General features: G+C 66.5%; 23 protein-coding genes and 1 pseudogene. 10 read left to right on the forward strand and 14 right to left on the reverse strand.

The window, feature by feature from the left end; genetic code table 11:
* Window positions 1–111: 111 nt before the first annotated feature.
* From ABIB25_RS28180 to ABIB25_RS28190, 3 genes are all read right to left on the reverse strand, one after another.
* A complete protein-coding gene (locus tag ABIB25_RS28180) occupies window positions 112–777 on the reverse strand; it encodes a Type 1 glutamine amidotransferase-like domain-containing protein (RefSeq protein WP_354531830.1) in 666 nt (221 codons plus the stop codon).
* 272 nt (window positions 778–1049) lie between these two features.
* Window positions 1050–3353: a hypothetical protein gene (locus ABIB25_RS28185; protein WP_354531831.1), complete on the reverse strand. Its 2304-nt coding sequence runs from the start codon at window positions 3351–3353 to the stop codon at window positions 1050–1052.
* Between the two features lie 259 nt (window positions 3354–3612).
* A complete protein-coding gene (locus ABIB25_RS28190; RefSeq protein ID WP_354531852.1) occupies window positions 3613–4083 on the reverse strand; it encodes a hypothetical protein in 471 nt (156 codons plus the stop codon).
* Between ABIB25_RS28190 and ABIB25_RS28195 the strand changes: the two genes are divergently transcribed.
* The 5 genes from ABIB25_RS28195 (at window position 3973) to ABIB25_RS28215 (ending at window position 7019) form a co-directional block, all read left to right on the forward strand.
* A complete protein-coding gene (locus ABIB25_RS28195; protein ID WP_354531850.1) occupies window positions 3973–4518 on the forward strand; it encodes an MFS transporter in 546 nt (181 codons plus the stop codon). The two genes, ABIB25_RS28190 and ABIB25_RS28195, sit on opposite strands and share 111 nt — an antisense overlap.
* Before the next feature lie 54 nt (window positions 4519–4572).
* Window positions 4573–5037: an MFS transporter gene (locus tag ABIB25_RS28200; protein ID WP_502919925.1), complete on the forward strand. Its 465-nt coding sequence runs from the start codon at window positions 4573–4575 to the stop codon at window positions 5035–5037.
* Window positions 5038–5156: 119 nt separating this feature from the next.
* A complete protein-coding gene (locus ABIB25_RS28205) occupies window positions 5157–5291 on the forward strand; it encodes a hypothetical protein (RefSeq protein WP_354531832.1) in 135 nt (44 codons plus the stop codon).
* Window positions 5288–6448 (forward strand): NAD(P)/FAD-dependent oxidoreductase, encoded by a 1161-nt coding sequence (locus ABIB25_RS28210; RefSeq protein ID WP_354531833.1) that lies wholly within the window; start codon window positions 5288–5290, stop codon window positions 6446–6448. The genes ABIB25_RS28205 and ABIB25_RS28210 overlap by 4 nt, the downstream gene beginning before the upstream one ends.
* A 103-nt stretch (window positions 6449–6551) precedes the next feature.
* Complete coding sequence (locus ABIB25_RS28215) at window positions 6552–7019, forward strand: SRPBCC family protein (RefSeq protein WP_354531834.1); 468 nt, start codon at window positions 6552–6554, stop codon at window positions 7017–7019.
* Between the two features lie 47 nt (window positions 7020–7066).
* Here ABIB25_RS28215 and ABIB25_RS28220 read toward each other — a convergent pair whose 3' ends face one another.
* Window positions 7067–7255 carry a hypothetical protein gene (locus ABIB25_RS28220; protein ID WP_354531835.1) on the reverse strand — a complete coding sequence of 63 codons (189 nt, stop codon included), beginning with the start codon at window positions 7253–7255 and terminating at the stop codon, window positions 7067–7069.
* A gap of 108 nt (window positions 7256–7363) precedes the next feature.
* Between ABIB25_RS28220 and ABIB25_RS28225 the strand changes: the two genes are divergently transcribed.
* Window positions 7364–7978: a nucleoside/nucleotide kinase family protein gene (locus ABIB25_RS28225; protein ID WP_354531836.1), complete on the forward strand. Its 615-nt coding sequence runs from the start codon at window positions 7364–7366 to the stop codon at window positions 7976–7978.
* Between the two features lie 38 nt (window positions 7979–8016).
* On the opposite strand, the gene ABIB25_RS28230 is transcribed toward ABIB25_RS28225, so the two are convergent.
* The 4 genes from ABIB25_RS28230 to ABIB25_RS28245 form a co-directional block, all read right to left on the reverse strand.
* Window positions 8017–11271, reverse strand: coding sequence for a ricin-type beta-trefoil lectin domain protein (locus ABIB25_RS28230; protein WP_354531837.1), 3255 nt, complete (start codon window positions 11269–11271; stop codon window positions 8017–8019).
* A gap of 284 nt (window positions 11272–11555) precedes the next feature.
* Complete coding sequence (locus ABIB25_RS28235) at window positions 11556–12110, reverse strand: hypothetical protein (RefSeq protein WP_354531838.1); 555 nt, start codon at window positions 12108–12110, stop codon at window positions 11556–11558.
* Window positions 12111–12169: 59 nt separating this feature from the next.
* A complete protein-coding gene (locus ABIB25_RS28240) occupies window positions 12170–12757 on the reverse strand; it encodes a hypothetical protein (RefSeq protein ID WP_354531839.1) in 588 nt (195 codons plus the stop codon).
* The gene (locus tag ABIB25_RS28245; protein WP_354531840.1) at window positions 12754–13353 is read right to left on the reverse strand and encodes an RNA polymerase sigma factor; all 600 of its coding nucleotides are present in this window, start codon (window positions 13351–13353) and stop codon (window positions 12754–12756) included. Before ABIB25_RS28245 ends, ABIB25_RS28240 begins: the two co-directional genes overlap by 4 nt.
* Window positions 13354–13744: 391 nt before the next feature.
* Here ABIB25_RS28245 and ABIB25_RS28250 point away from each other — a divergent pair, with 391 nt between their 5' ends.
* Window positions 13745–14614, forward strand: coding sequence for a helix-turn-helix transcriptional regulator (locus ABIB25_RS28250; protein WP_354531841.1), 870 nt, complete (start codon window positions 13745–13747; stop codon window positions 14612–14614).
* A gap of 125 nt (window positions 14615–14739) precedes the next feature.
* Window positions 14740–15483 carry an SDR family oxidoreductase gene (locus tag ABIB25_RS28255; RefSeq protein WP_354531842.1) on the forward strand — a complete coding sequence of 248 codons (744 nt, stop codon included), beginning with the start codon at window positions 14740–14742 and terminating at the stop codon, window positions 15481–15483.
* Between the two features lie 70 nt (window positions 15484–15553).
* Here the strand turns inward: ABIB25_RS28255 and ABIB25_RS28260 are convergent, their stop codons facing one another.
* Window positions 15554–15976 (reverse strand): beta-propeller fold lactonase family protein, encoded by a 423-nt coding sequence (locus ABIB25_RS28260; protein WP_354531843.1) that lies wholly within the window; start codon window positions 15974–15976, stop codon window positions 15554–15556.
* Between the two features lie 352 nt (window positions 15977–16328).
* Window positions 16329–16706, reverse strand: a pseudogene (locus tag ABIB25_RS28265) (hypothetical protein); the annotation flags it as partial.
* A gap of 519 nt (window positions 16707–17225) precedes the next feature.
* On the opposite strand from ABIB25_RS28265, the gene ABIB25_RS28270 reads away from it, so the two are divergent.
* A complete protein-coding gene (locus ABIB25_RS28270) occupies window positions 17226–17597 on the forward strand; it encodes a VOC family protein (protein ID WP_354531844.1) in 372 nt (123 codons plus the stop codon).
* A gap of 21 nt (window positions 17598–17618) precedes the next feature.
* On the opposite strand, the gene ABIB25_RS28275 is transcribed toward ABIB25_RS28270, so the two are convergent.
* On the reverse strand, window positions 17619–18065 hold the full coding sequence (locus ABIB25_RS28275) for a globin domain-containing protein (RefSeq protein ID WP_354531845.1): 447 nt from the start codon (window positions 18063–18065) through the stop codon (window positions 17619–17621).
* A 134-nt stretch (window positions 18066–18199) separates the two neighbouring features.
* Between ABIB25_RS28275 and ABIB25_RS28280 the strand changes: the two genes are divergently transcribed.
* Window positions 18200–18406, forward strand: a complete 207-nt coding sequence (locus tag ABIB25_RS28280; protein ID WP_354531846.1) for a hypothetical protein — start codon at window positions 18200–18202, stop codon at window positions 18404–18406.
* Between the two features lie 40 nt (window positions 18407–18446).
* Here the strand turns inward: ABIB25_RS28280 and ABIB25_RS28285 are convergent, their stop codons facing one another.
* From ABIB25_RS28285 to ABIB25_RS28295, 3 genes are all read right to left on the reverse strand, one after another.
* The gene (locus ABIB25_RS28285) at window positions 18447–19235 is read right to left on the reverse strand and encodes a dienelactone hydrolase family protein (RefSeq protein ID WP_354531847.1); all 789 of its coding nucleotides are present in this window, start codon (window positions 19233–19235) and stop codon (window positions 18447–18449) included.
* Window positions 19236–19340: 105 nt separating this feature from the next.
* The gene (locus ABIB25_RS28290) at window positions 19341–20261 is read right to left on the reverse strand and encodes a hydroxyquinol 1,2-dioxygenase (RefSeq protein ID WP_354531848.1); all 921 of its coding nucleotides are present in this window, start codon (window positions 20259–20261) and stop codon (window positions 19341–19343) included.
* Window positions 20261–22060, reverse strand: a complete 1800-nt coding sequence (locus ABIB25_RS28295) for an FAD-dependent oxidoreductase (protein WP_354531849.1) — start codon at window positions 22058–22060, stop codon at window positions 20261–20263. The genes ABIB25_RS28290 and ABIB25_RS28295 overlap by 1 nt, the downstream gene beginning before the upstream one ends.
* Window positions 22061–22575 lie beyond the last annotated feature (515 nt).

The raw sequence follows: 22575 nt of genomic DNA on the forward strand, positions 1-22575 counted from the left end.
TGCGGCGCCGGGGATGAGCATGACGACGTGCTGCCCGAATGCCACCCCCGTTGTCCACATGCACAGATCATACCATATAATCCGAACAAACGTTCTGGCTAGTTGCTTGAGTCAAGTTCTCTTCCTTCGCGACATCGCAGATGATTGGCCAGCACAGCCGAAGATCGTCACGTCATCTCGACCAACGCTTCGCATCTCTCCGTCGAACGCTACGACGCCGCTTCCGTCAGGTATTGGAACGACGGGCGTTTCATGCTGGCTCGAAAACGTTTGCGCGTGAGTTTTCTGTGAATCGTCGTAGTGAGGCAGAATGGCCATTTCGCTCACGAGCCGGAGGCCGTCCAAATCTTCCAGTTTCTCCAGGTTTGGATCGTGGCCTCGCGCGATGGCGATGTCATCGCAGGCGAGAACGGCGCCGGCGCTGCCGCCGTAGTAACAAACGCCGGATGCAACGGAGTCTCGGACCGGTTGGACGAATCCGTGCTTGCGAATGTGATGTAGAAGCCGAAATGTGTTGCCGCCACCGACAAAAAGGAGATCGAAGGACATCAGGTCAGATGGATCGCGACCATCAAGCGAAGCCCACGTCGACAGATCTACTCGCTCGCCCAGCTGGTTCAGTGATCTGCTCAGCCAATCGTGCGCACCAGCGAGCATCCGCCCCGTGAGAGCGAACGGCCAGTAGAGCACTCGGGGATTGCTTCGAGGCATCTCGTGCCAGAGCAGCGCCTCGTCCGCTGCTCCACGGCCGCAGCCCAAGTAGACGATGCCTGTCACGTTGACCAGAGTCCCATAGGAGAACCTTTGGGTGTCTCCGCCATCGGGCTACTCGGAGCCTGACTCAAGCGCCTACCCAGTACAAACGTTCTGCTGTTCTGGCTGGTACCGGCACGCACGGAGACAGCACGCAACCGAGGTCTCGAGGGGGTGGCCGCGCGGACGAGATGGTCACGTGTATGACGAGACGGTCACATGTACGCGGTGGCGAAAGCAGGTGCTCCGCGGCGACAGCAGCGGTGCGGCCACGAAGAGCAGGTATCCCGCAGGGCTCAGCGGCCCGACATCACCGTCGCGTGGGCGGCCAGCAGGTCGGTGAACTGGCGCATGGGGTCCGAGGTGGCCGGAACGTAGAGGGCGTACCCATCGCCGTGCTGCTCCGGCGTTCCGTTCTCCAGATAGGGAAGGATCGACCAGACCAGATCGCCCGAGACGTTCGGATCCGCCGCCGCCGCCGACAGCAAATCCGATGACGCGCCGAGATCGGTCCACGCGTACTCCCCCACGTAGTAGACCTTCCCGTGGGCGGCCGCAACGGCTGCATCCGACCGGGCCCAACCCGTATCGACCGGGTAGAAGTGCCCACTGACCATGTCTACATCCGGGGCATCGACGGCAGCGTCGGCGACATGCATGCCGTCCGCGCCGCTTCCGTCGGCCACGAGCGCTCGCGCTCCGACGCTGTGCTTGATGAAGGCAGCGATCTGTTGGGTCCAGCCCGGACTCGCGGTCCACAGTTCGTTGCCCGTCTCCCAGGCCATGACGGTCGGATCGTTCTTCCACGCCAGCCCGGTGTACGGGTTCACATGGTCCAGCAGATGTGACACGTACTGCTGGAAGTCGGCCACCACGCGGGCATCGGTGTAGAAGTTCGACTCCGCAGCACGTTCCGCCTTGCTGTTGACCGCGGTCACGGACAGGTCGGCATCGTTCGGGTACCCCCGCCAGGCGGTGAAGGTACTGATACCGCCGTGGTAGTAACGCCATTGATCTGTCAACGGGATGATCATCTTGAGACCGAGCTGCCCGGCTCGGTAGAGGGCAAAGTCGGCCGACTCGAATGCGCTGTCGTCGAACACGCCCAAGGTGGGCTCGATGCAACCCGGACAACCGACCGAGATCCCCATGCTGTGCGAACGAACCACCGTCAGACCCACCGATACCGCGGCGGAGAGTCCGTTGTCGATCCGTGCATGGGTCGGATGCGTTGGCTGACCGGAACTGTCGCGCAGGTTGTCGTCAAGGCCGAGCCAGTACAGGTTGGCGCCGGAGAAGCGGAAGGGCTGTCCGTCCAGCTGGAGCCGGCTGCCGTTCCTCGTCACCCACGACGACGTCGCCGGCGTCGGTGTCGGGACGCTCGTGCTCGGGCTCGACGGGGGCGACGTCGCTGACGTCGTCGGCGCAGGCGAAGTAGTCGGCGTGGCAGTGGAAGTAGTCGGCGTGGCACTGGACGTCGTCGGCACGGCGCCGGACGTCGTAGGTGCGGCAGAGGTGGTCGGGTCCGGAACCGAACTGCTCGACGATGCAGGCGGCGGGGTCACCCCCGACGAGCCGCCGGCACCGGTCTGGACCTCGGCGCCGTCGATGCTGACAACGGTCCCGGTCGACCCCGCATTGTGCTGCCCGGTCACGGTGGCCATGATGGTGTGCCGTCCCGGCGTCAGGCCGGTCACCCGGAAGATCGGTTGCTGATCGGTTCGCGTTGACGCCTGGAGACCGCGCGGCTGCGCAGGTCCGCCATCGACGGAGAAGGTGGCCTGTCCGTGCCACGGTGCCGTGGCGCTAACAATCGTTGCCCCGGTGCCGGTGAAGGTGAGAGTTGCAGTGGCGCCGGAACTATCGCTGTAGTGATCGCCGCCCCCGAGCTTCGCGGAGCCCCGGCTGGTGGACCACGGACCCTGGTAGGAGAACTCGTCGTCATCGATGGCGACCGGCGAAGCCGGCTCGGTCGGCGCGGCGGGCAGAACCGGCACCGAGACAGTAGACGGCGCGGTGGGTGCCGACGGGGCAGGAGGAGTAGACAGCTTGGGTGTCCCCGGCGTGGTGCTGCCGACGACGAAACGGTCCAGCGCGACGACTGCGCCGTGATCGCCGCCGCCGGAGGCAACCACCTCGATGGTGTGTGACCCGCCGGCCAGCCCCGAGGTCCCGAACAGTTCGACATCGTCGCTGCGGTTGGCTGCATAGGCCGAGATCGTCGTAGCAGCGCCACCATCGATGCTGACGGTCAGATCCCCGTGCCATGGGGCACGCGCTCCTCTGACGCTGACCGATGTGGCCGTGAAGGTCAACTCGGCCGACGCGCCGCGCTCATCGGTGTAGTGGTCGCCGCCTCCGTACTTTCCCGCATCCTTGCCGGTGGTCCAGGTGCCGCGGTACCGCACCGTCGGATCGGAGTCGTCGACCGACACCTCTGCGGCAGCCTCCCGGGAGGCATCCGGCCCCACCGCGGCGGACCCGCCCGCGGTGGGCGAGACGAACACCGAGGAGGCGCCGGCCGGCCGGCCGAGAATCGTTGCGGCGAGCACCGCCAGCAGCGCAACTCCGGAGACGAGGATCCGCGATCGACGGCGCATGGCATGTCGCGGGGTCGAACGGACGGTTCTCACCACATTCGGCAACTTTCAAGAAGTGCGCGACCGCACGGGCCGAACGGGCGGATCAGCAGGCCGGTGGGCATTTCCGGTCAGTCTTCGGGACCACGCCTCTTCGCGCTGCAGGTCCCAGGATAGTGCCGACTTGCTGCTCCAACCGGGTTGTGATCGGCTGGACGACAGGTCGTCCCTGTTTGCCGACAAGGGTTTTCGGCGAGCGTGACCCGTTTGAACCGGCCAGTTACCGACACACCGTACGTTCGGCAACGCCGGTCGAATTGCTCTGGTTCGATCGGGTGCAAGTTGATGCCGAACCCTCGCTGCGAAGACCGATCCTGCGGCTCATCTCGACCGGTGTGACGATGCCCTCACCCGTCCACGCGTCGTGATGGAGATGGGTCATGTCGAAGGGGATGACAGACTCTCTCAGCGCGGTACCGGGGTACGCCCGGTTCTGGTTGGCATCGTCGGTGTCCGAGTTCGGCACGTACTTCACCTCGGTGGCGATCAGCGCGCTGGTGGTGATCGACCTGCACGGCACGGCAATCGACACGGGCGTGGTCAATGCCGCCCGGTGGTTGCGTACATGCTCTTCGGCCTGTTGGCGGGGGTATTCGTCGATCGGGTCCGGCGGCGGCCGGTCCTGATCGCCTCCGATTTCGTGCGGGGGACCCTGCTCGTCGTAGTGCCGGCCCTGGCCTTCGGCGGTCAACTCACGGTCCCCGTCCTGGCACTGTTCATGGCCGTCTTCGGACTGTTCAACCTGACGGGGGACGCCGCCTCCCAGTCGTTCCTGCCTCGGATCGTCCCGTCGCCGCTGTTGACGAGAGCGCACGCGGCGATCGACCAGAGTTCGGCGGTGGCCCAGACCGGCGGTCCGGCACTGGGTGGGGGTCTCGTGTCGCTCGTCGGAGCGCCATGGACGGTCCTGGTGGACGCGGTGTCGTACCTGGCGTCGGGGCTGGTCCTACTCACCATCCGCGTCGAGGAGCCGGCACCCGACCACACCCGTCGGGCGCCGATCCTGGCCGAGATCGGCGAGGGCCTTCGCTGGGTCTACCGGCACCGGATGCTCGGCCCGCTCGCCCTCACCGGCCACACCTGGTTCTTCTTCACCGGGATTGCCGGCGCCGTTCTCGCCCCGTAGGTCCTGAGCACCATCGGCCTCGGTCCGTTCGGCCTCGGTCCGTTCGGCCTCGGCGTGGCGCTGTCCTTGGCCGGGATCGGAGGCCTGGCCGGGAGTCTCGTGGCTGCCCGGCTGGGACGCCGGTTCGGGACCGGGTGGACCATCGTCGGCTGCGGAGCCGTCACACCCCTGGCCTACGTCCTGATGGCCTCCGCACACGGAGGCACTCTCGCCTGGCTGCTGCTCGGTGCCGGACAGTTCGTCCTCGGAGTGTGCATGGGTGCCGAGAACTCCAACGACATGGGTTATCGCCAGACCATCACGCCAGATCATCTGCAGGGAAGGATGAACGCCACCATTCGTTCCATCAATCGCGCGATGTTCGTGATCTCGGCCCCGTTGGGCGGCCTGCTCGCGGACGCGATCGGGTACCGGACGGCTCTCTGGATCGTGGCCGGCGGGATGGCTGCTGTCGGTCTCGCCCGCGCCCTCTCCCCCTTCCGGCGCGCCCGGATCGAGGACCATCTCCCGACTGCCTGACCAACGGCGCCGCGCTGCGCCAACCGATCGATCCCTCCGCATCTGTGGTTGCCGCAGCAGCAGCAGCCGCTTCGCCGGTCGACGTTTCGGAGGAGTCCCCCGATGGGAACTGCACCTTCATGACCGATCTCAGCATCTCGGACCCCGGGTCCACGGCCAATTTCACGCACGCAGCCAACGCCGAGCACGCAGCCAACGCCGAGCACGCAGCCACCGCCGAGCACGCAGCCACCGCGAAGGGAGCCCGGCGATGACGGACGTCGATCTGGTCATCGTCGGCGGCGGACACGCCGGCCACGCAGCCTTCGCCGCCTACCGAGAAGCAGGCGGCAAGGGTCCGGTCGTGCTCATCTCGGAAGATGAAGCCGCGCCCTACCGTCGGCCGCCGCTGTCGAAGGGCTACCTCCGCGGCGAATCCGGGGAGGACGAACTCTCGTTTGACAGCGTGGAGTTCTACACCGTCGGCGACGACGAACTGCTGCTCGATGATTCCGTGGTGTCGCTGGACGCCGGAACTCGCTCGATCCGCACCCGTGCCGGACGCGAGTTCACCTACCAGAACTGCATTCTGGCCACCGGCGGTGAACCGAATACGTTGCCCGTCACCGGAGGCGAGAAGGTGCCCGTCCTGCGATGGCTGGCGCAGGCCCGCGGCATCCGGGACCAGGCGCAGTCAGCGACTTCCGCGGTTGTCGTCGGGTCTGGCTTCGTCGGGTGTGAGGTGGCTGCTTCTCTTGCGGCCCGCGGTATCTCGGTGACCATGGTCTCCACCGAGGAACGCCCGCAGCTGAACAGGCTGGGCCCGGACGCTGCCGATCTGATTACGAAGTTCCTGACGGACGCGGGTGTGACCTTCCACGGCGAAACCGAGGTCGTGGACGTCAAGGACGGCAGCATCGTCGAACTATCCGACGGCACATCACTTCTCGCCGACCTGGTGGTCGCCGCAGTGGGCATCTCGCCGCGGGTCGAACTGGCCGAGCAGGCCGGCGCCGACATCCGGAACGGACGGGTCGTGGTCGACCAGCAGATGCGCACGTCGGTCGCCGGTCTGTTCGCGGTCGGCGACGTTGCGCTCGCCTTCAACACCACGGCCGGCCGTCATCTCGTGGTGGAGCACTGGGCGAACGCCGAACAGATGGGCAAGGTCGCCGCCACCACGGCGACGGGCGACACCGCGGAGTGGGGAGATGCGCCGGGGTTCTTCTCCCAGATCGGCAGCCACACCCTGAAATACAAGGCATGGGGTGACGGGTTCGACCAGTCGATCGCGGTCCGGCACGAAAACGGCGGAACGACCATCTGGTACGTCAAGGACGGTGTCACCGTCGGCGTTCTCACCGACGACGCCGACGACGACTTCACCCGCGGTGCGGATCTCGTCCTCGAGGGGGCGCCGTCCCCGGTCTGACCATCGGGATTCGTTTCGGTGTTCGATGGCCGGCGTCCGGTCCAGGTCGCGCACCCCAGGATTCGTCCGTTTCGCGGGGTGATCACCCGGATACTGTCCAGCCATGGCGGAATCAGTGGTGACATCAGTCGATACGGGCGCACGTCAGGTGACCAGGAGAGTGACCGTCAGGGCGCCGGCCGCCGACATCTTCGCGCTGGTGGCCGATCCGCACCGCCATCCGGAACTCGACGGCTCCGGAACCGTGCGCGACACCCCGGTGTCGGGGCCGGATCGTCTCAGTACCGGCGCGAAGTTCAGCGTCGGGATGAAGCAGTTCGGATTCCCCTACAAGATCACCTCCACCGTCACGGCCTTCGAGGAAGGCCGGCTCGTGGAGTGGCAGCACCCGATGGGGCATCGGTGGCGCTGGGAGCTCGCGGAAACCGTACCCGGAAGTACCGATGTGACCGAGACCTTCGACTACACCGGCTCGAAGGCACCGAAACTACTGGAGATCTTCCAGCAGCCCGTCGCCAACGCCCATGGCATCACCAAGACGCTCGAGGCGTTGGCGGCACGCTTCTCCTGACCGCGGATCGAGCCCGCACCGCCGCCCGTCGAGAGAGCCACCCGGCCTCAGCCGGATGACTCCTTCGAGATCGCGTCTTCGGCTTCGGCGATCTTCTCGTCGAACGCCTTCGGGTAGACCTCGACCAGAGCCGTGGGATCGTCCGCCTCGCCGGAGTCGTCGGCCGGGTCCCGCACCGCGGCCGATTGATCGACGATGTCGTGTTGACGGTGGTCCAGGCTCTTCTCGTCGGGCACGTCAGGCCTTCCAGTTCGTCTCGACCGACGCGATGACGGCCGACAGACGTTCCTTTCCACCCCTATCGACCGACGAAACCCGTTCCGGCCCGGGTAACCTCGAATGCCATGAGCTCGAGCGAGGAGGTCGCCCGCCTGGTGGCTGCCGCTGCGCCCCGTGCCGGTTCGACCGTCGTGGTGGCGATCGACGGCCCCAGTGGCGCCGGCAAGACGACCTTCGCCGAGCAACTGAGGGTGGCCCTCTGCGCGCTTGGAAGATCGTGTGTCGTGGTGCATCTGGACGATCTCTATCCGGGATGGGACGGCCTCGACGAGGTGGTGCCGCTGACGGTGGCGTGGATTCTGCAGCCGCTGGCATCGGGTCGTCCCCCGCGCTACCACCGGTACGACTGGAACGCCGGACGTTACGACGATTGGCATGACGTCGAGCTGCCCCTGCTCGGCGACCCGGTCCTGATCGTGGAGGGGGTCGGCGCCGGTTCCCGCGCGTGCCGGCCGTATCTCGCGTCCATCGTCTGGGTCCATGCGCCGGACGCCTTGCGGATGGAGCGCGGCCTCGACCGGGACGGCGAGGCCTACCGACCCCACTGGGAACGCTGGGCCGGACAGGAGAGCGCCCTGTTCAAGCGCGAGAACACCGCTGCACATGCAGATGTCACGATCGACGGAACGTGGCCGGGCAATGCCGGCACAGCGCCGCCCGGCGACACGTCTCCGATCTGATCACAAGGACTGCGGTCCGGTCTTCGGCCGGAGGCCGATCAGTTCAGCAGCCACTTCTGCGACGCATCAGCCGTGCAGTTCGAGATCTGGGCGAGCGTCCCGTTGACCTTGCCCAGTGCCGCCGGTGCCAGACACCGTCCGGAGGCCGGGTTCACCAGGACTCCCCCGGCCTGCAGCTTCCACTGCTGGGCCGCGGTTCCGTTGCACACGTACAGATCCACCGGTGTGCCGGCGGCCGTCCCGGCCGACTTCACGTCGAGGCACTTCCCGTAGGCCGTCACCGCTCCGCCTCTGGCGATCGTCCAGCTCTGCGCGCCGGTGCCGTTGCAATCGAAGAGCTGCACTGCGGTCCCGTTGGCGGTCACCCCACCCTTGACGTCCAGACACTTGCCGGACGCGCTACCGACCACCGTGCCGGTGCGCTGCGGGGAGGTCCAGGTCTGCGCCGCCGACGCGTTGCAGGTGGACAGTTGGAGCCGAACGCTGTTGGTGGTGGCCAGGCCCACCGGAGCCACGCAGAGACCGGACGCCGTGTTCCTGATCGTCGTGGTGGTGACACTCCAGCTCTGCGCGGCAGTTCCGTTGCAGGCGTACAGCTGCACGAGGGTGCCGACCGTGCCGCCGTTGTTGACAGCGTCAAGGCACAGCTTCAGCGCCCGGACCGAGCCGTCGGCACCGTACGTCCAGATCTGCCCGCCGGTGGCGTTGCAGTCGTAGATCTGAACGGGTGTGCCGGATGTGGCAGTCCCTCCACGAACATCCATGCATCGACTGGCGGCACTGGAGACGAAGTTGCCCGCCACTGCGCCGACACCCTGTACCGCCTCGGCTTTCGGGCCCTGTCCGTCGTCACTGCCGAAGAGGTACTGCCCGATGGCCTGTCCGGCCGCCGTCGGCCGGAACGTGACGTCCTGGCTCACATCCGCCCCGCCTTCGATGCCCTGCCCCTCGGGCAGTGGATTCGGCGTCTCGTACGGTGCGGTGGGAGGTGCTGCCTTGGTGACGGTCAGGTTGATGTTGCCGGTGTTGCTCAGGATGAACGTCTTGGTGCTGGAGGTACCGATCAACACCGGGCCGTAGACCAACGGGTTGGGGGCCAGATCCAAGTTCGAAGATCCGGACACCGCACTTCCAGTCAACGCAACCGTCACCGCTCCGGTCGACCCGGTCACCGTGAACGAACTGGAATCAGCTCTGGCTACTGTCGGTGCATAGCTGACCGAAGCGGCCACCGATGCACCCGGCTGGATCACCGTTCCGTTGGCCGGCAGGGTCACCGTGAACGGCGCGGCAGAGAGGGTGGTGCCGGTGATGGTCGCCGCCGATGTCCCGGTGTTCTCGATATTGACGGAAAGTAGTTTCCTGCTGCCTGTCGCGATCGTCCCGAAACCGACGGCGGCCGGGTTTGCGCTCAGACCGTTCTGCGTTCCGACCCCGGCCAGGTCGAAGCCGACATCGCCAGCGGTAGTCGTGACGGTGACCGTCCCGCTGGTCCCGCCCGTCGTCGTGGGGGTGAAGATTACCGGGATCGCAATCGTGGCACCGGCGGCCAGCGTCTGGGCGCCACCGGTCAGGGTCGCCCCGAACGGAGCCGCGGTGCTCACGCCGTTGACGGTGAGCGCTTTGGTCGCCGTCAGGGTGAGCGTCGCCTTGGCCGTCGTACCCACGGCCACCGATCCGAAGTTGACCGGCGCACCGGTCAACGGCGAGGTCGCCGGGCGGCCGAATCCGATCACGTGGCCGTCACGGGTGCCGACATAAGCCCGACCGCTGTCGGTCGTCGGGGAGGCGAACTTGGACGCGACGCCGATCGGCGCCGAATAACGGAGCTTCATGACCCCGTTCTGCGGAACCGCGTCGTAGGCCCGCAGCTGTGCGTTGCCGCCGGACGGGCCCTGGCTCCACTCGACCCAGACCAGCGCCGAACCGGGTGTGGTCCCGGAGGAGGAGACGACGGGAGATCCCGAGGTGTATCCGAAGTTGTCGGGGCTGTTGCCCGCCGACACGAGAACCGGTACGCCGGAGGCATTCTGGGTGATGGTGAAGGCTCGCAGATAGCTGCCGTTCTCGACGGTGTAGACATAGCCGCCGCTGCCCCCCCAGAACGCCGGGTGGCCCCAGACGCCGTGGAACGGACCGCTCTGGCTGACCACCGCGTCGGTCCCGCCGGGCCCCTGCGCGGTGCCACCGAGGTTGTCCCGGTCGAGGAGGAAGAGTCGTCCGTCCTTGCCGATCTGGACCAGCAGATGCGGATGGGCCGCCGTACCGAACCCGTCTGGGATCGCCAGCGGCGCCCCCGAACCGAAATCGGTGTCATTGGTGTTGAGGCCGGTGTTGTTGGCGGGCGAGAAGTAGTCGGCCGCGGTGAGCGATCCGTCCGTGCCGACCTGGAGCCGGACGACGGATTCTCCGAGCTTGGTGCCGCCCGCACCGGGACCGGGGGCCGGTGACGACCCGTTACCGGTGGCGAACAGGATGCGGCCGGCACCGTCGGAGATCAGGCCACCGCCGGACTGCCAGATGCCGGACTCGCCGGTGGCGCTGCCCGCGACGGTCGACCAGAGCGTCGAGACGGAGGCGGTGCTGGTCTTCACGCCGATCACGTAACCCACGTAGGGGCCGTAGTCGCAGTGGCTGGCGAACCCGGCGTAGACCACGCCGTTCAGCAGTAGCAGACCAGGGCGCTGCATTGCGGTCTTCGGGTTGAACGGCTTGCCGGGGCTGTTGGTCGGAGTGCCCTGGATGGTCACCGGCCAACCCGCGCGCTCGGCTCCGGTCGCCGCGTTCAGCGCGTGCATGTACCAGTGGGGGTTGTTGACGTCGGCACCGTCGTTGACCTTGGAGGTCAGATAGATGGTCTGCGTCGACGGGTCGTACACCGGGGTGGACGTCACGCCGATGTTGGGCACGAGGTCCCCACATCCGATGGCGGAAGCCGGCCAGGCGGGTCCGAGGTCCCTGGTCCAGCTGATGGCGCCGGTGACCTTGTTCATGCCGTAGACCTTGTTGTTCTCGGTCGCCGCGACCAGGGTGTTGCCGACGACCAAGGGCGCGGCGTAGACCTGCCCGTCGACAACGGTCGAGAACAGTTGACCGAAGTCGGTGGCCGACACGTTGGCCGGCGACAGCGCGGCCTCGTTCGGGTCCCAGGCCGTCCGGAGATTGTCGTAACCGATCTGCCCGTTGTCGGCGCTCGCCGCTGGTGTCCACACGGCGAGCGCAGCGGCGACCAGGAGGACGGGAAGCACGAGACGCTGGAACTTCCGCGTTCTCCTGGCGTGCAACGAGACCATCGAAATCCTCAAACCTTCTGTTGATCAACCGGACCGCAGGACGTCGGCGCCTCTGCCGAAGGTGCCGACACCCGTCAGACCAGGGCATCGTCCAAGGCGACATGGTGCGCCAGCCGCGTTACGCCCGAGTTTCGTCGTCACGCAGCGCAGCAGAATCAACGCACCAGATCAGCTTAATATGAGAAGTGAGTGTGAAAATTCACTACCACCCGGTGTTTCTTGCACGGTCGGTCACCACTCGTTCGGCCCATCGGGGGCGGTACCGGGATTCGAACTGGGCTACTTCAGGACCACCTGATCGATTCGGCGTTGTCGTTCATCGTGGGACCTACGTTGATGCTGGCCGTCAGGAACCCGCCGACGGGAAAGATCAACCCGGTGAATGTCAGGCCGGCGAAGACCTGGGTCTGGCAGTTCCCGTACGACTGGAACGAGGAGACCCGGTTGGACCACCCAATGGATCCGAGATTCTGGTTCTGCCAGTTGATGTCGCCCTTGCTCGGCGTGCAGTCGGCGCCGGCGTAGAACTCGTAGGAGCCACGCTTCGAGTCGTATCCGGCGTTGTCCCAGATGGTCGCGATGTGAAAAACCGCGTTCGTCCCCCGTACCGCCCCGTTCTCCTCGACCGACGTCCGGGACGGAATGACGGCGCTGCGGGCTCGGACCAGATCGGCCGGGCTGTCCACGCAGCGGTGGACGCCCGTTGGCAGGAACATGACGCAGAAGATGCCGGGACCGCCGCCCAACAGATCGGTCCTCGGCCCCGCGTGCGCGATGGAGAAGGGGGCCAGCAGTGCCGCCAGGACCACGCCGACAACGGCGACGCCTCTGCTGAACAAGGTTCCTCCCCGGACCACTCGGAGCGCGATCACCGACTCGCCTGCCTCGACTCTCGCCGCTAGAGAATAGCGTTGGCCAGACCGATCGACGCGCACGTCCTCGGCGGACCCGGGAAGATCGCCACCTCGCCGTTGCTCAGGACACAGGCCACCAGGGGCGGGACCGGATGGTCCGCCGGCCCGGACGCGGAGACGGGGAAGGTCGCGGTGGCCGTGCTGAAACGGCCGATGGCCCACTGACTCGAGCAGATGGCCGTCGCCTGCTCCGCGGCGTCGGCGATCGCATCCGGATCATCGGGACTGACCGCGACCCCGAAGTCGTTGTGGTTGTCGGCGCGGCCGAGGTCGGCGGTCGTGTAGCAGTGGGCGGTCCCGCGGTCGGTGACCGGTGCGTCGAAGACGCCGAGACTGGCCGCCGCCCCGAACCCGAGGGCCCCGGCCACCACCCCGGCCGCGATCCCCAGCGTCAACCTGCGCCGGGGCCGTGCGAGCTGCACGGTCCGTGGCGGCCGGGTGGTCGTCGTGGACTGCGCGGTTGCTGTCGGTTGGGTCAGCAGGACGAACGCGGCCAGGTGGCGTTGCCGTACTGCGGAGCTCAACTCCAGCTCGGGCAGCGCGGCGGCGACCTTGTCGAAGTCCTCGCTCATTCGGACACTCTCCCGGTGGGCAGGGTGGCCGCGGCATCGAGCCGGACCCGGTACTCCCGACGCGCCTTGGCCAGCGCCCGGGAGAGACGAGACCGCACCGAACTCGCGGGCTCACCCGACGCGGTTGCCACCTGGGTAGGCGTGAGTCCTTCGATCACGCACAGCTGCACGACGTCGCGGTCCCGCCTGGAAAGGGTTCCAAGGACCGAGGCGATCAGGGCCAGGGTGTGGTCATCGTCGATCCGCTCGACGATCATCCCGGCGTGGTCCGGGCCGGGTTCCTGCGCCGGGATCCGGGACCGGAGCGCGCGGGACCGCACCGCTGACAACCGATGACGATGCATCAGGTGGTTGGCCGTGACCAGCAACCACGGCAGCCCGCCGACCTGATCGACGAGCCGGATCTCGGTGCGCTTGCGCCAGGCGAGGGCGAAGACCTCCGCCGTCAGATCCTCGGCGTCCTGGCGGGACAGGATCCGGCGGTAGCAATGGTTGAAGATCCGCCCCGCGTGGAGGTCGTACACCCGGGCGAAGGCGTCGGCATCTCCCGATTGCACGAGGGCCCACAACCGGTCCGGACCTTCCACAGCATCCATGCGGTTCGGTCCCTCCCTCGGACGGTCCGGGAATGTCGTCAGGCCGGGTCCGTCAGCCTCGGCCGCCCGAGCAACATCCTCTCAAACGGGTTGTCCCGGACAGACCACGGACCGACGGATGACGTGACTCAGATCACTCCGTCATATTGCAGCGCCGGAAGAACTGAGAGGACTGACGGGCTAGCTGCTCCGTGGTGATCGACGGGAGGCCGAACCCCCGACCTGGTTTCGCTGCTCCCACCCCGACCCGGCGGACAGCCGCAGTACGCACCAGGGCCGCACAGGCGGACACTCCAGGAGGGGAGAGCGTCCGCCTGTGCGGCCCATCCTCCCGGTCCGCGGGGAGAGCCACTCCCTGGATGCCGGGTTCTCTGTCGTCGATGATGGGGACATGGAACGCACCGAACTGGCCGACTTCCTCCGTCGCCGACGTGAGGCGCTGACACCGGAAGACGTCGGTCTCCCCACCGGACCCCGCCGGCGGACCTTGGGTCTGCGACGAGAGGAAGTCGCAGCGCTGTCAGGGATGTCGACCGATACCTACCTCCGTCTGGAACAACAACGCGGCTCCCGCCCCTCCGAGCAGATGTTGGCGGCCTTGGCGCGCGGGCTGCGGCTGACCCTGGACGAACGGGATCACCTGTTCCGGATGGCTGGCCACACCGCGCCCGCGCGGGTGATCCGGTCCGGGCACGTGAGCCCGGCACTGATGCGGGTACTCGACCGTCTGCACGACACCCCCGCGATGGTGATCAGCGAGCTGAACGAGACCCTCGTCCAGAACCCAATGGCGGTGGCGCTCCTGGGCGAGCAGACGCACTTCACCGGGCTGGCAGGAGTCGCCGTCTACCGGTGGTTCACCGACCCGGCCGAACGCCTCAAGTACCCGGAACGCGATCACGGATACCAGAGCCGACTGCAGGTCGCCCAGATGCGCGCGGCGATCGGTCGAGCCGGTTCGCCGCCGATCGGAGGCAGGGTCGCCGAGGCTCTGCTCAAGTCCAGCAGCGAATTCGCCGAGATCTGGGCCCGGCACGAAGTGTCGGTGAAAGCGGCCCAGCACAAGACGCTGGTGCATCCGGAACTGGGCGAGATCGAACTGGACTGCCAGCTGCTGATCAACGAGAACGACGCCCAGATGTTGCTGATCTTCACCGCAATCCCGGGCAGTGTGGACGCTGAAAAGCTCGATCTTCTGTCGGTGATCGGCACCCAACGTCTGACGGTCGGCGAGCACGAGACCGATCCGGGCCGGCGCTGATCCCGGGTTCCGGTGATCCCTGGAGTGCCACTCCCTGGAGGAACCCTCCTCTCCCGCTTCCGAGAAACCTCGGCACAGTGGTCGGTGTGGGGCCGAACGGCCCCGGCAACGAAGAGGAGCAACAAATGAGGATGACGGGCAACACGATCCTGATCACCGGCGGTACCTCCGGCATCGGACTTGGACTGGCGCAGCGGTTCCATGCCGCCGGCAACAAGGTGATCGTCGCAGGACGACGGGAAGATCTGCTGGCGAAGATCGTCGCCGAGAACGACGGGATCGACTCCGAGGTCCTCGATGTGGCCGACCCGGACTCGATCACCGCTGTCCATCGGCGGGTCACCAGCCGGTACCCGGAACTGAACGTGTTGATCAACATGGCCGGGGTGATGCAGACGGAGAATCTCCTGGATCCGTCGTTCCTGGCCATCGCCGAGACGACCGTCACCACCAACCTGCTGGGCCCCATCCGCATGATCAGTGCCTTCATGCCGCTCCTGACCGGGAAAGACCACGCGGTGATCATGAACGTGTCGTCGGGACTGGCATTCGTCCCGCTTCCCGTCACGCCGACCTACAACGCGACCAAATCGGCGATCCATTCGTTCACCGAGAGCCTGCGGGTCCAGTTGGCCGAAAAGCCCGTGCAGATCATGGAACTCATCCCTCCGGCCGTGCAGACCACTCTGCTCGGTCAGGAGAACGACCCCAATTCCATGCCGCTGGACGAGTACCTGTCCGAAGTGATGACCATTCTCGCCGACGACCCCGACGCCACCCAGATCTGTGTAGAGCGGGTCAAGACATTGCGTTTCGCGGAGGCCGACGGCAACTACGACACGATGCTGAAAATGCTCAGCGGGCACTGATCGGAGTGCATGGAACCCGGACGCCTGCCGGTGGCAGGCGTCCGGGTTCCGCATCAGGAACGAGATCCGTTCAGAGCACCACGATTCCGGTCGGAGCGGTGCCGGACGGCAGCGGCGTCGGCGAACCCGGCAGTTCGGTGACCTCTCCCCCATTGACGGCGAACGAACTGACGACGAGTCCCCGACCACCGGTCACGAACAGGAAACTGCCGTCCGGTGACAGCCGGGCGTCAACGGCGCCCGTTCCATTGACGAACGGCGTGGTCCCCAGCAGGCTCAGCGAACCATCACGGGCGATCGCATAGCGGGACAGGTTGGCGGACGCGGTGTTCACGGCGAAGAGGTACCTGCCGTCGTGGCTGATCTCGACCCAGCAGGGAGCGGTCTGGAAGTCCGGGACCGGTGAGTCGCCGATGGAGCTCAGCAGGCCGCGACGGCTCACCTGGAAAGCCGAGACCGTTCCCAGACCAGCGCCCGCGTGGGCGTTGCTCACGTAGAGCTGAGACGGATCGGTCGGACGGAACTCGGCTCCGATCGGCCCCAGGCTCTGGGCCGGGAAGGGGCGAACCCTGCGCGGGGACGAGGCGGCCGTCGGGGCGGACGGTGAAGCTGTCGATCAGCGAGGGGTTGTCGCGGGTCCCGACCAGTCGGTCGCCGGTGGAGTTGAACAGTACGTCGCCGACGCCGGACCCCTCGGGGACGGGGACCGTGGTGTACGGCAGCGGGATCAGGCGGCCGGCCGGCGTGAGGAAGAATCCGGCATAGTTGCTGCCACCGTCGCCGACATTCGCCACGTACACAAGACCGAAACGATTGATGGCGATGCTGACCGGTTTCACGCCCCTCGAGGAGACCGGTTCTCCGACCGCTACCGGAGTTCCGTTCGCAGTGAGACGCAGCACCGAGATCTGATTGCTGCCGGCGTCGACCGCCAGTAGGAACCGTCCGTTCGGGCTGACCTGGATGGCGCCCTGCGAGCCGAGGCCGGCCCCGAGACCGGCACCACCGGTGGGGACCGGGGAGCCCGGCGTTGGACTCAGCGATCCGTCCGCATGCCGATCGAAGACCGCGATGGTGTTGGTACCGACGGCATTGTCGTTGACGTACGCGTGCCCGACGACCGAGGACGAGGAGTGCGGGGTCGACGCCGCAGCGGTCCCTCCGAGCACACTCAGTCCGGCAGCGACGACGGCGGCGTAGGCAAGTCCCAGGCGTATGCGCATGGTGTCTCCAGGATGTCCGGGGCGGATCGTGAAGTGGTCCAGGTGGCCCCGTCGGAAGTGAACGCCGCGCTGTGCGTCAATTCCAGAGAAATGGTCAGGTCGTCATTGTTCCGTCATCGGTCCTTACCAATCGCGATGATTTTGAGAACGGTCTGCTACGCCTCGTCTGCAGTCCGATCCGCAGGCTACCCAACTCGACCTCTGCTGGAGAGGGTTGGTGTCCGGACGGCGGCAAGCCGTTGGGCCAGAGCACTGTCGGTCATCCCGGAGACGCCATGGACGGCGAGGCAGGCGCGATCGGCAACCATTGCCGCCTGCGCATCCGGGGATGGCGTGGCGGGGTCCAGGCCGTGCGTCTTCGGGTCGTAGTAGCTGCGCTGTGCGATCTCTGCTGGACCCGGGCCGAAGAAGTCCACCGCGGGATGCCCGGGTTGACTGTTGTCAACTGCTTGACGTAACGTCGGGGACGTCAAGTTCTTGACGAAGTCGAGAGGTCATCGATCCACGAGGAGATGCACCGTGACCAGCACCGTGACCGGCCCCAGCTTCCTGGCCCTTCAAGTCCGAGATGTCGAGGCCGCAGCGACGTTCTACGAATCCCGCCTCGGACTGTCCCGCGCACCCCAGTCGCCGCCCGGGGCGGTCGTCTTCGCGACGTCGCCGGTGTCGTTCGCCGTCCGGAATCCGCTGCCGGGAACGGATCTGGAGAGCGGCCCGACTGGGCTCGGGATTGCTCTGTGGATGGCCTCTGGCGATGCACAGGCACTGCACGACGAGTTGGCGGCCACCGGCGTCACGATCCTGACGGCACCGTTCCAGGGACCGTTCGGACTGACTTTCGTATTCCGTGATCTCGATGGCTACGCCATCACCATCCACCAGGCGGCTTAGACCTGCGGTGCGGACCGCTCGCTACTGCAGCCCGTCCCAGGACCACCGAGGAATGGAAAGGCCTTCGGGGACCTCGGCGGCGGACCGGTGAAATCGAGACATCGTGGTGGTTGTGACCCAGGCGAAGTAGTCATGGAGGACACGCGCGAGTTCTTCGTCGCCGGCCAGACCCACGTCTTCGAGGGCACGGTCGAAACAATCGATGGCCCGGCGGTCCATCACCTCGTGCCGACCATTTCCGCTGTGGAGTCGCACCACGTCCGTTTCGTCCACGTCGAACACAGAGAAGGCCGGCGGACCACCGAGTGCCTCGCTCCAATACGCGGCCAATCGATCGCTGTGATCGGCACGAAATCCATGACTGAATGCATGGCTCACGATCTCGTCGACCATCACCCGGCGATGCCAGGCCGCCGCCAGCAACCGGAGTCCGTGATAGGCACCCGCTGCCTCGTAGACCGTCCGCATCCGCTGATCCTTACACACGCAGGCGCTCGGAACATCCGGCGCTTCGAATTCATGCGACGTTCATCAATCGGGCATTCGAGTGTAAGGCTTGCAGTATCAACACTTTGCGCCTTCGCAGAGCGCAAGCTGACACCATGTTCACCCCCGATCGCGCCGCTGCCGCAATAGCCATCCACAACAAGAGGCGTAACAAGCATTTCGCATCCCTGGACGACGTGGCCGGAGATCTGGGAATGGGCACGAGACCGAGGATCGGGGCGCTGGCCTGGGCCGACGGGATCATCGAGGCGGTCGGCGCCCGAGCCGCCGCCGCAACGTCCCCGGTCAGCCGAATTTCCTGAGATTCGGTCTGCATCCGACGATCCAATGGACCAAGGCGTGTCAAACGGCTTTCGTGAAGATTTCGTCGAAAAAATTCTGCATGGCAGTCCAGGAGCGTCGTTCGGCCAGGGGCTGATAATTGGCGCCCTGTTCCGGAGCTGCTACCTCCGGCAGTGTGAAGGCATGCATCGCGCCGGCGTAGGACACCACCTGCCAGTCGACGTCAGGAGCGGCCCGCAGCGAGTTCTCGAAGGCCAACACGGCCTCGTCCGGCACCACCGGGTCGGCGGCCCCGGTGAGCACCAGGATTCCTGCCTTGATTCCAGCCGCGTCCTCGACGGACACCGGGGAGAGTCCCCCGTGGAAGCTGACCACGCCGGCGATGTCCGCTCCGGTGGCCGCAAGCGCCAGAGCCACCGATCCGCCGAAGCAGTAGCCGATCGCGGCCACTCTGTCCTGGTCCAGTTGTGGCTGCGCCCGCAACTCGTCGAGGCCGGCGAGGACGCGGCTCCGCATCAGGGAAGGATTCCCGTAGAACGAGCCGGCCACGGCCGGAGCCTCTGCCGGACCAGGACGCACGCCCTTGCCGTAGATGTCGGGTGCGAAGGCGACAAATCCCATCCTGGCCAGCATCTGGCATCGCACCCGGACGTACTCCCCGACCCCGAGCCAATCGTGGATCACCAGAACACCTGGGCGAGCGCCCTCCAGAGCACTGTCGACCGCGAGGTAACCGACCAGGGTCGTACCTTCTGACTCGTACGTCACCTCCGTGGTGACGACCATCGACGTCCCGATGGGCACGGTGGCCAGTAGGGCGGTGTGGGCCGGCGACAGGGTGGTGGTCATCAGATCTCCTTGATCAGGGGTCGAATTCGAGCGGAAGCCTCGGGAGTCTCCATGATGCTCCCAGGGCGGGCGCGCGGTGTCCCCGGGAAGCCGGTGACCGCCCTCTTACGCGTCCGCGGGGGCCAGCACGATGTCGAACCGAACCCGCGACCAGGTCCCGTCCACCGCTCGGCCGTCCGGCGTCGGCGTCCCCGGTTCCTGACCGCGGAAGTCCTTGACGAGCGACTCCTTGACGCCGAAAACACTGTCGCGGTCCAGCAATTCGTCACCACGCACGAAGATGTGGGTGACCAGGGTGCGCAGACCTGTTGCGGTGACCATGAAGTGGAGGTGCGAGGCGCGGAGCGGTGACCGTCCGGTTGCGGCGAGCATCGCTCCGACCGGTCCGTCGGCTGGAATCGGGTAGGGGGTCGGCGTGATGGCCCAGAAACGGAACTCGCCCTGCGCATCGGAGAACAAGTGGGCCCTTCCAGCAGTCCTGGTGTCCTCGTACTGGACGTCGTAGAACCCGTCCTCGTCGGCCTCCCACACCTCGATCCTGGCCCCCGGCACCGGGTTACCGACGACGTCGCGCACGACCCCCTCCACCCAGCATGGTTCACCGGGCGCATCGCCGGCCAGGTCGCCACCGTTCTCGATGAGCGGGGCTCCCTCCACGAAGAACGGACCGAAGACGGTGGCCTCGGTGGCGTCGCCCACCGCGACGTTGTTGATCGCGATCGTCTGCATCGAGGCGCCGAGAACGTCGGAGAGCAGGACGAACTCCTGGCGGCGAGCATCGGTGATGTGCCCTGCCGCAGCGAGGAACTCGATGCCGGACTCCCACTCGGCGCCGGTCAGGCGGACCTCCCGCAGGAACGCGTGCAGATGCCGGGTCAATGCGGTGGTGATCTGGCGGAGCCGAGGATCCGGAGCATTGGCGAACGAGGCGACCACCCTTTCCACCAGTTCGTCCTCCCGTGCCCGCTGCTCGACCGAGATCTCCGAATCGCCCGCCTGGCCCGCTGGATCGTCTGACGTGATCATCAGATCGCCACCCGACCGAGAATGGCCGCCATCGCCGCGCGGAGCGCATCTACCGGGTTTTGCGGCAGCTGCGCAGCCCGCCAGCCGATGTGCTTGTCCGGGCGGACCAGGACGGCGCCGTCCTCCCGTACCTCACGAAGGCGAGCCCAGTCGAAGTAGAGATCGGTGACCGGCCGCCCAGGGCCGATGACGACGGCCACCAGCGGCACCCCGAGATCAGCGGCCACCTGCTCCGCCGCCTGCACCCACTTCTCACCGGTGATGCCGGTGAGGAGGGTGAACCTGCTGATCGGGGCCAGGTCGTGGGTGGAGAGCTTGCGGGTGTGGTCCCCCACCCAGGCATGCGGGAGACGTGACCCCGGCACCGTGGACGGCTGGTAGTACAGCTCCGGATCTCGTTTGGGCACTGGCCTCTCGGAACCGTCGGACACGACCGCGGCGGATTCGTAGAACTGACCGAGTTCCACGCCGTGGGCATTGAACTCGTAGTTCTTGATCTCCATGGCTTCCGCGATGGCGAGACGCTTGGCCGCCCCGGCCGGGGTGTTGGCCTTCCGCTCCTCGATCCGCTGGATCATCTCCGTTTCGTCGACGGCCGTGCTCACCCCCAAAGCGTCGAAGAGCTGACCGAACTCCCGACCGGACTGGTTGGCGCGCAACACGATCTGCTTGGCGACCGGGGCCCGCTCGTCCGAATAGGTGTCGAGCACCGACGGATCGGCCCAACCCTTCAGGACCGCCGCCAGTTTCCAGCACAGGTTGTAGGAGTCCTGGATCGAGGTGTTGGAGCCGAGACCGTTGCTCGGCGGATGCCGGTGGATTGCGTCACCGGCGCAGAACACCCGGCCGGACTGCAGATGCGTCGCATACATCTCGTTGTTGCCCCAGAGCGAGCTGCCGGTGATCTCCACCTCGAGGTCGGGCATGCCCAGCAGCGTCCGGACGATACGGGTCGCTTCGGTGATGTCGACAACCGGTGCCGGGCCGTTGATGTCGTAGCCCCAGACGATCAGCCACTCGTTCCACGGGCGGACCATCCTGACCAGGCCGGCACCGATGCCGCCGACGTTGGAACCAGGTTGGATCACCCAGTACAGCACTGACGGCCGATGCCTGACGTAGCGGGAGATGTCGGCCTTGAAGGTGATGTTCATCGAACCGGCGATGTCCATCCGGCCTTCCATCGGGAGGTCGAGTTCGGCGGCGACGACCGAGCGGGCACCGTCGGCACCGATCAGGTACTTGGCGCGGATCGAATACACCGCACCGGTCAGCCGGTCCCGCACCTGCACGTCGACCCCGTCGGCATCCTGCCGGTGCGAGAGGTACTCGGTGGAGAACCGGATCTGCGAACCCCGCATGGCCGCGTTGCGCACCAGAATCGGCTCGAGGTAGGACTGCGGGATGTCGACCGTCAGCGACGGTGATGCGAGTTGGTAGTCGGCCTTGCGGGCGGGATGCGTTCCCCAGGTCAGGATCCGGCCGATCTCCTCGCCCGCGATCGAGGTGCAGAACACGGTGTCCCCGACGAGTTCGTTCGGTGTGGCGTCTGCCAGCACCTGCGGCTCGATGCCGACGTCGCGGAAGATCTCCATGGTCCGCTGGTTCGTGATGTGTGCCCGCGGAGTGTTGGCCGTCCAGCGATACTTGGTGATCACGATGTTTCCGATGCCCAGGGTGGAGAGGAACAGGGCGGCGGAGGAACCCGCCGGCCCCGACCCGACGATCAGGACGGCGGTCTGGATCGCGGTGTCGGTCGGCAGGACGGTTTCGGCCAAGCCATCGTCGAAAGCGGGCAACGGTGCACCTCTCCACGGGCCCGTCATCTTCGGCGATCGGGCGATCACATGAGTATCGACCTTTCGTCCGACCCACCCCCGTCCCTGGGCACCTTGGGCGGGCGAACAGGGTTGCCTACGACTCCGAGATCGATTTCGGGTGAGGCGTCAACTGCACCGCGGTGATCGCCCTGAATCTCGGGATCAGCGACGGGGTCCTGCTGGACCGCGTCACCATCGCCGTGGTTACGCCTTCGTCGGTTTCGACGAGAGCGAACTGTCTGCGGGCCTCGGGGTCTCGGCGGTGGTCCGCGATGCCCAGGAAGTCGGTCGGCAGGCCGCGATGCTGGCACTGGGTCGAAGTCTCGACCGCGACCGGCCCAGCCGCACCGTCGACGTCGCCGTGCGCTTTCTCCGACGCGGCTCGGGCGAGATCCCTGCCTAGGAGACTCCTGAATAACTGTGTCGGTCCGCCCACCTGATTCGCGGGTTTGGGACGATGGGTGGATGCAGGGTCGAGCGGGTGATCAGCGGGA

This window comes from Nakamurella sp. UYEF19 (assembly GCF_040546275.1).
GTDB lineage: Bacteria > Actinomycetota > Actinomycetes > Mycobacteriales > Nakamurellaceae > Nakamurella.

Bases quoted from the DNA above. Each gene is read 5' to 3' on its own strand.
- ABIB25_RS28215 (WP_354531834.1), top strand. From the start codon at position 6,552: ATGGCGGAATCAGTGGTGACATCAGTCGATACGGGCGCACGTCAGGTG.
- ABIB25_RS28210 (WP_354531833.1), top strand. From the start codon at position 5,288: ATGACGGACGTCGATCTGGTCATCGTCGGCGGCGGACACGCCGGCCAC.
- ABIB25_RS28245 (WP_354531840.1), bottom strand. From the start codon at position 13,353: ATGGATGCTGTGGAAGGTCCGGACCGGTTGTGGGCCCTCGTGCAATCG.
- ABIB25_RS28285 (WP_354531847.1), bottom strand. From the start codon at position 19,235: ATGACCACCACCCTGTCGCCGGCCCACACCGCCCTACTGGCCACCGTG.
- ABIB25_RS28250 (WP_354531841.1), top strand. From the start codon at position 13,745: ATGGAACGCACCGAACTGGCCGACTTCCTCCGTCGCCGACGTGAGGCG.
- ABIB25_RS28205 (WP_354531832.1), top strand. From the start codon at position 5,157: ATGACCGATCTCAGCATCTCGGACCCCGGGTCCACGGCCAATTTCACG.
- ABIB25_RS28275 (WP_354531845.1), bottom strand. From the start codon at position 18,065: ATGCGGACGGTCTACGAGGCAGCGGGTGCCTATCACGGACTCCGGTTG.
- ABIB25_RS28255 (WP_354531842.1), top strand. From the start codon at position 14,740: ATGAGGATGACGGGCAACACGATCCTGATCACCGGCGGTACCTCCGGC.
- ABIB25_RS28240 (WP_354531839.1), bottom strand. From the start codon at position 12,757: ATGAGCGAGGACTTCGACAAGGTCGCCGCCGCGCTGCCCGAGCTGGAG.
- ABIB25_RS28185 (WP_354531831.1), bottom strand. From the start codon at position 3,353: ATGCGCCGTCGATCGCGGATCCTCGTCTCCGGAGTTGCGCTGCTGGCG.
- ABIB25_RS28230 (WP_354531837.1), bottom strand. From the start codon at position 11,271: ATGGTCTCGTTGCACGCCAGGAGAACGCGGAAGTTCCAGCGTCTCGTG.
- ABIB25_RS28280 (WP_354531846.1), top strand. From the start codon at position 18,200: ATGTTCACCCCCGATCGCGCCGCTGCCGCAATAGCCATCCACAACAAG.
- ABIB25_RS28225 (WP_354531836.1), top strand. From the start codon at position 7,364: ATGAGCTCGAGCGAGGAGGTCGCCCGCCTGGTGGCTGCCGCTGCGCCC.
- ABIB25_RS28290 (WP_354531848.1), bottom strand. From the start codon at position 20,261: ATGATCACGTCAGACGATCCAGCGGGCCAGGCGGGCGATTCGGAGATC.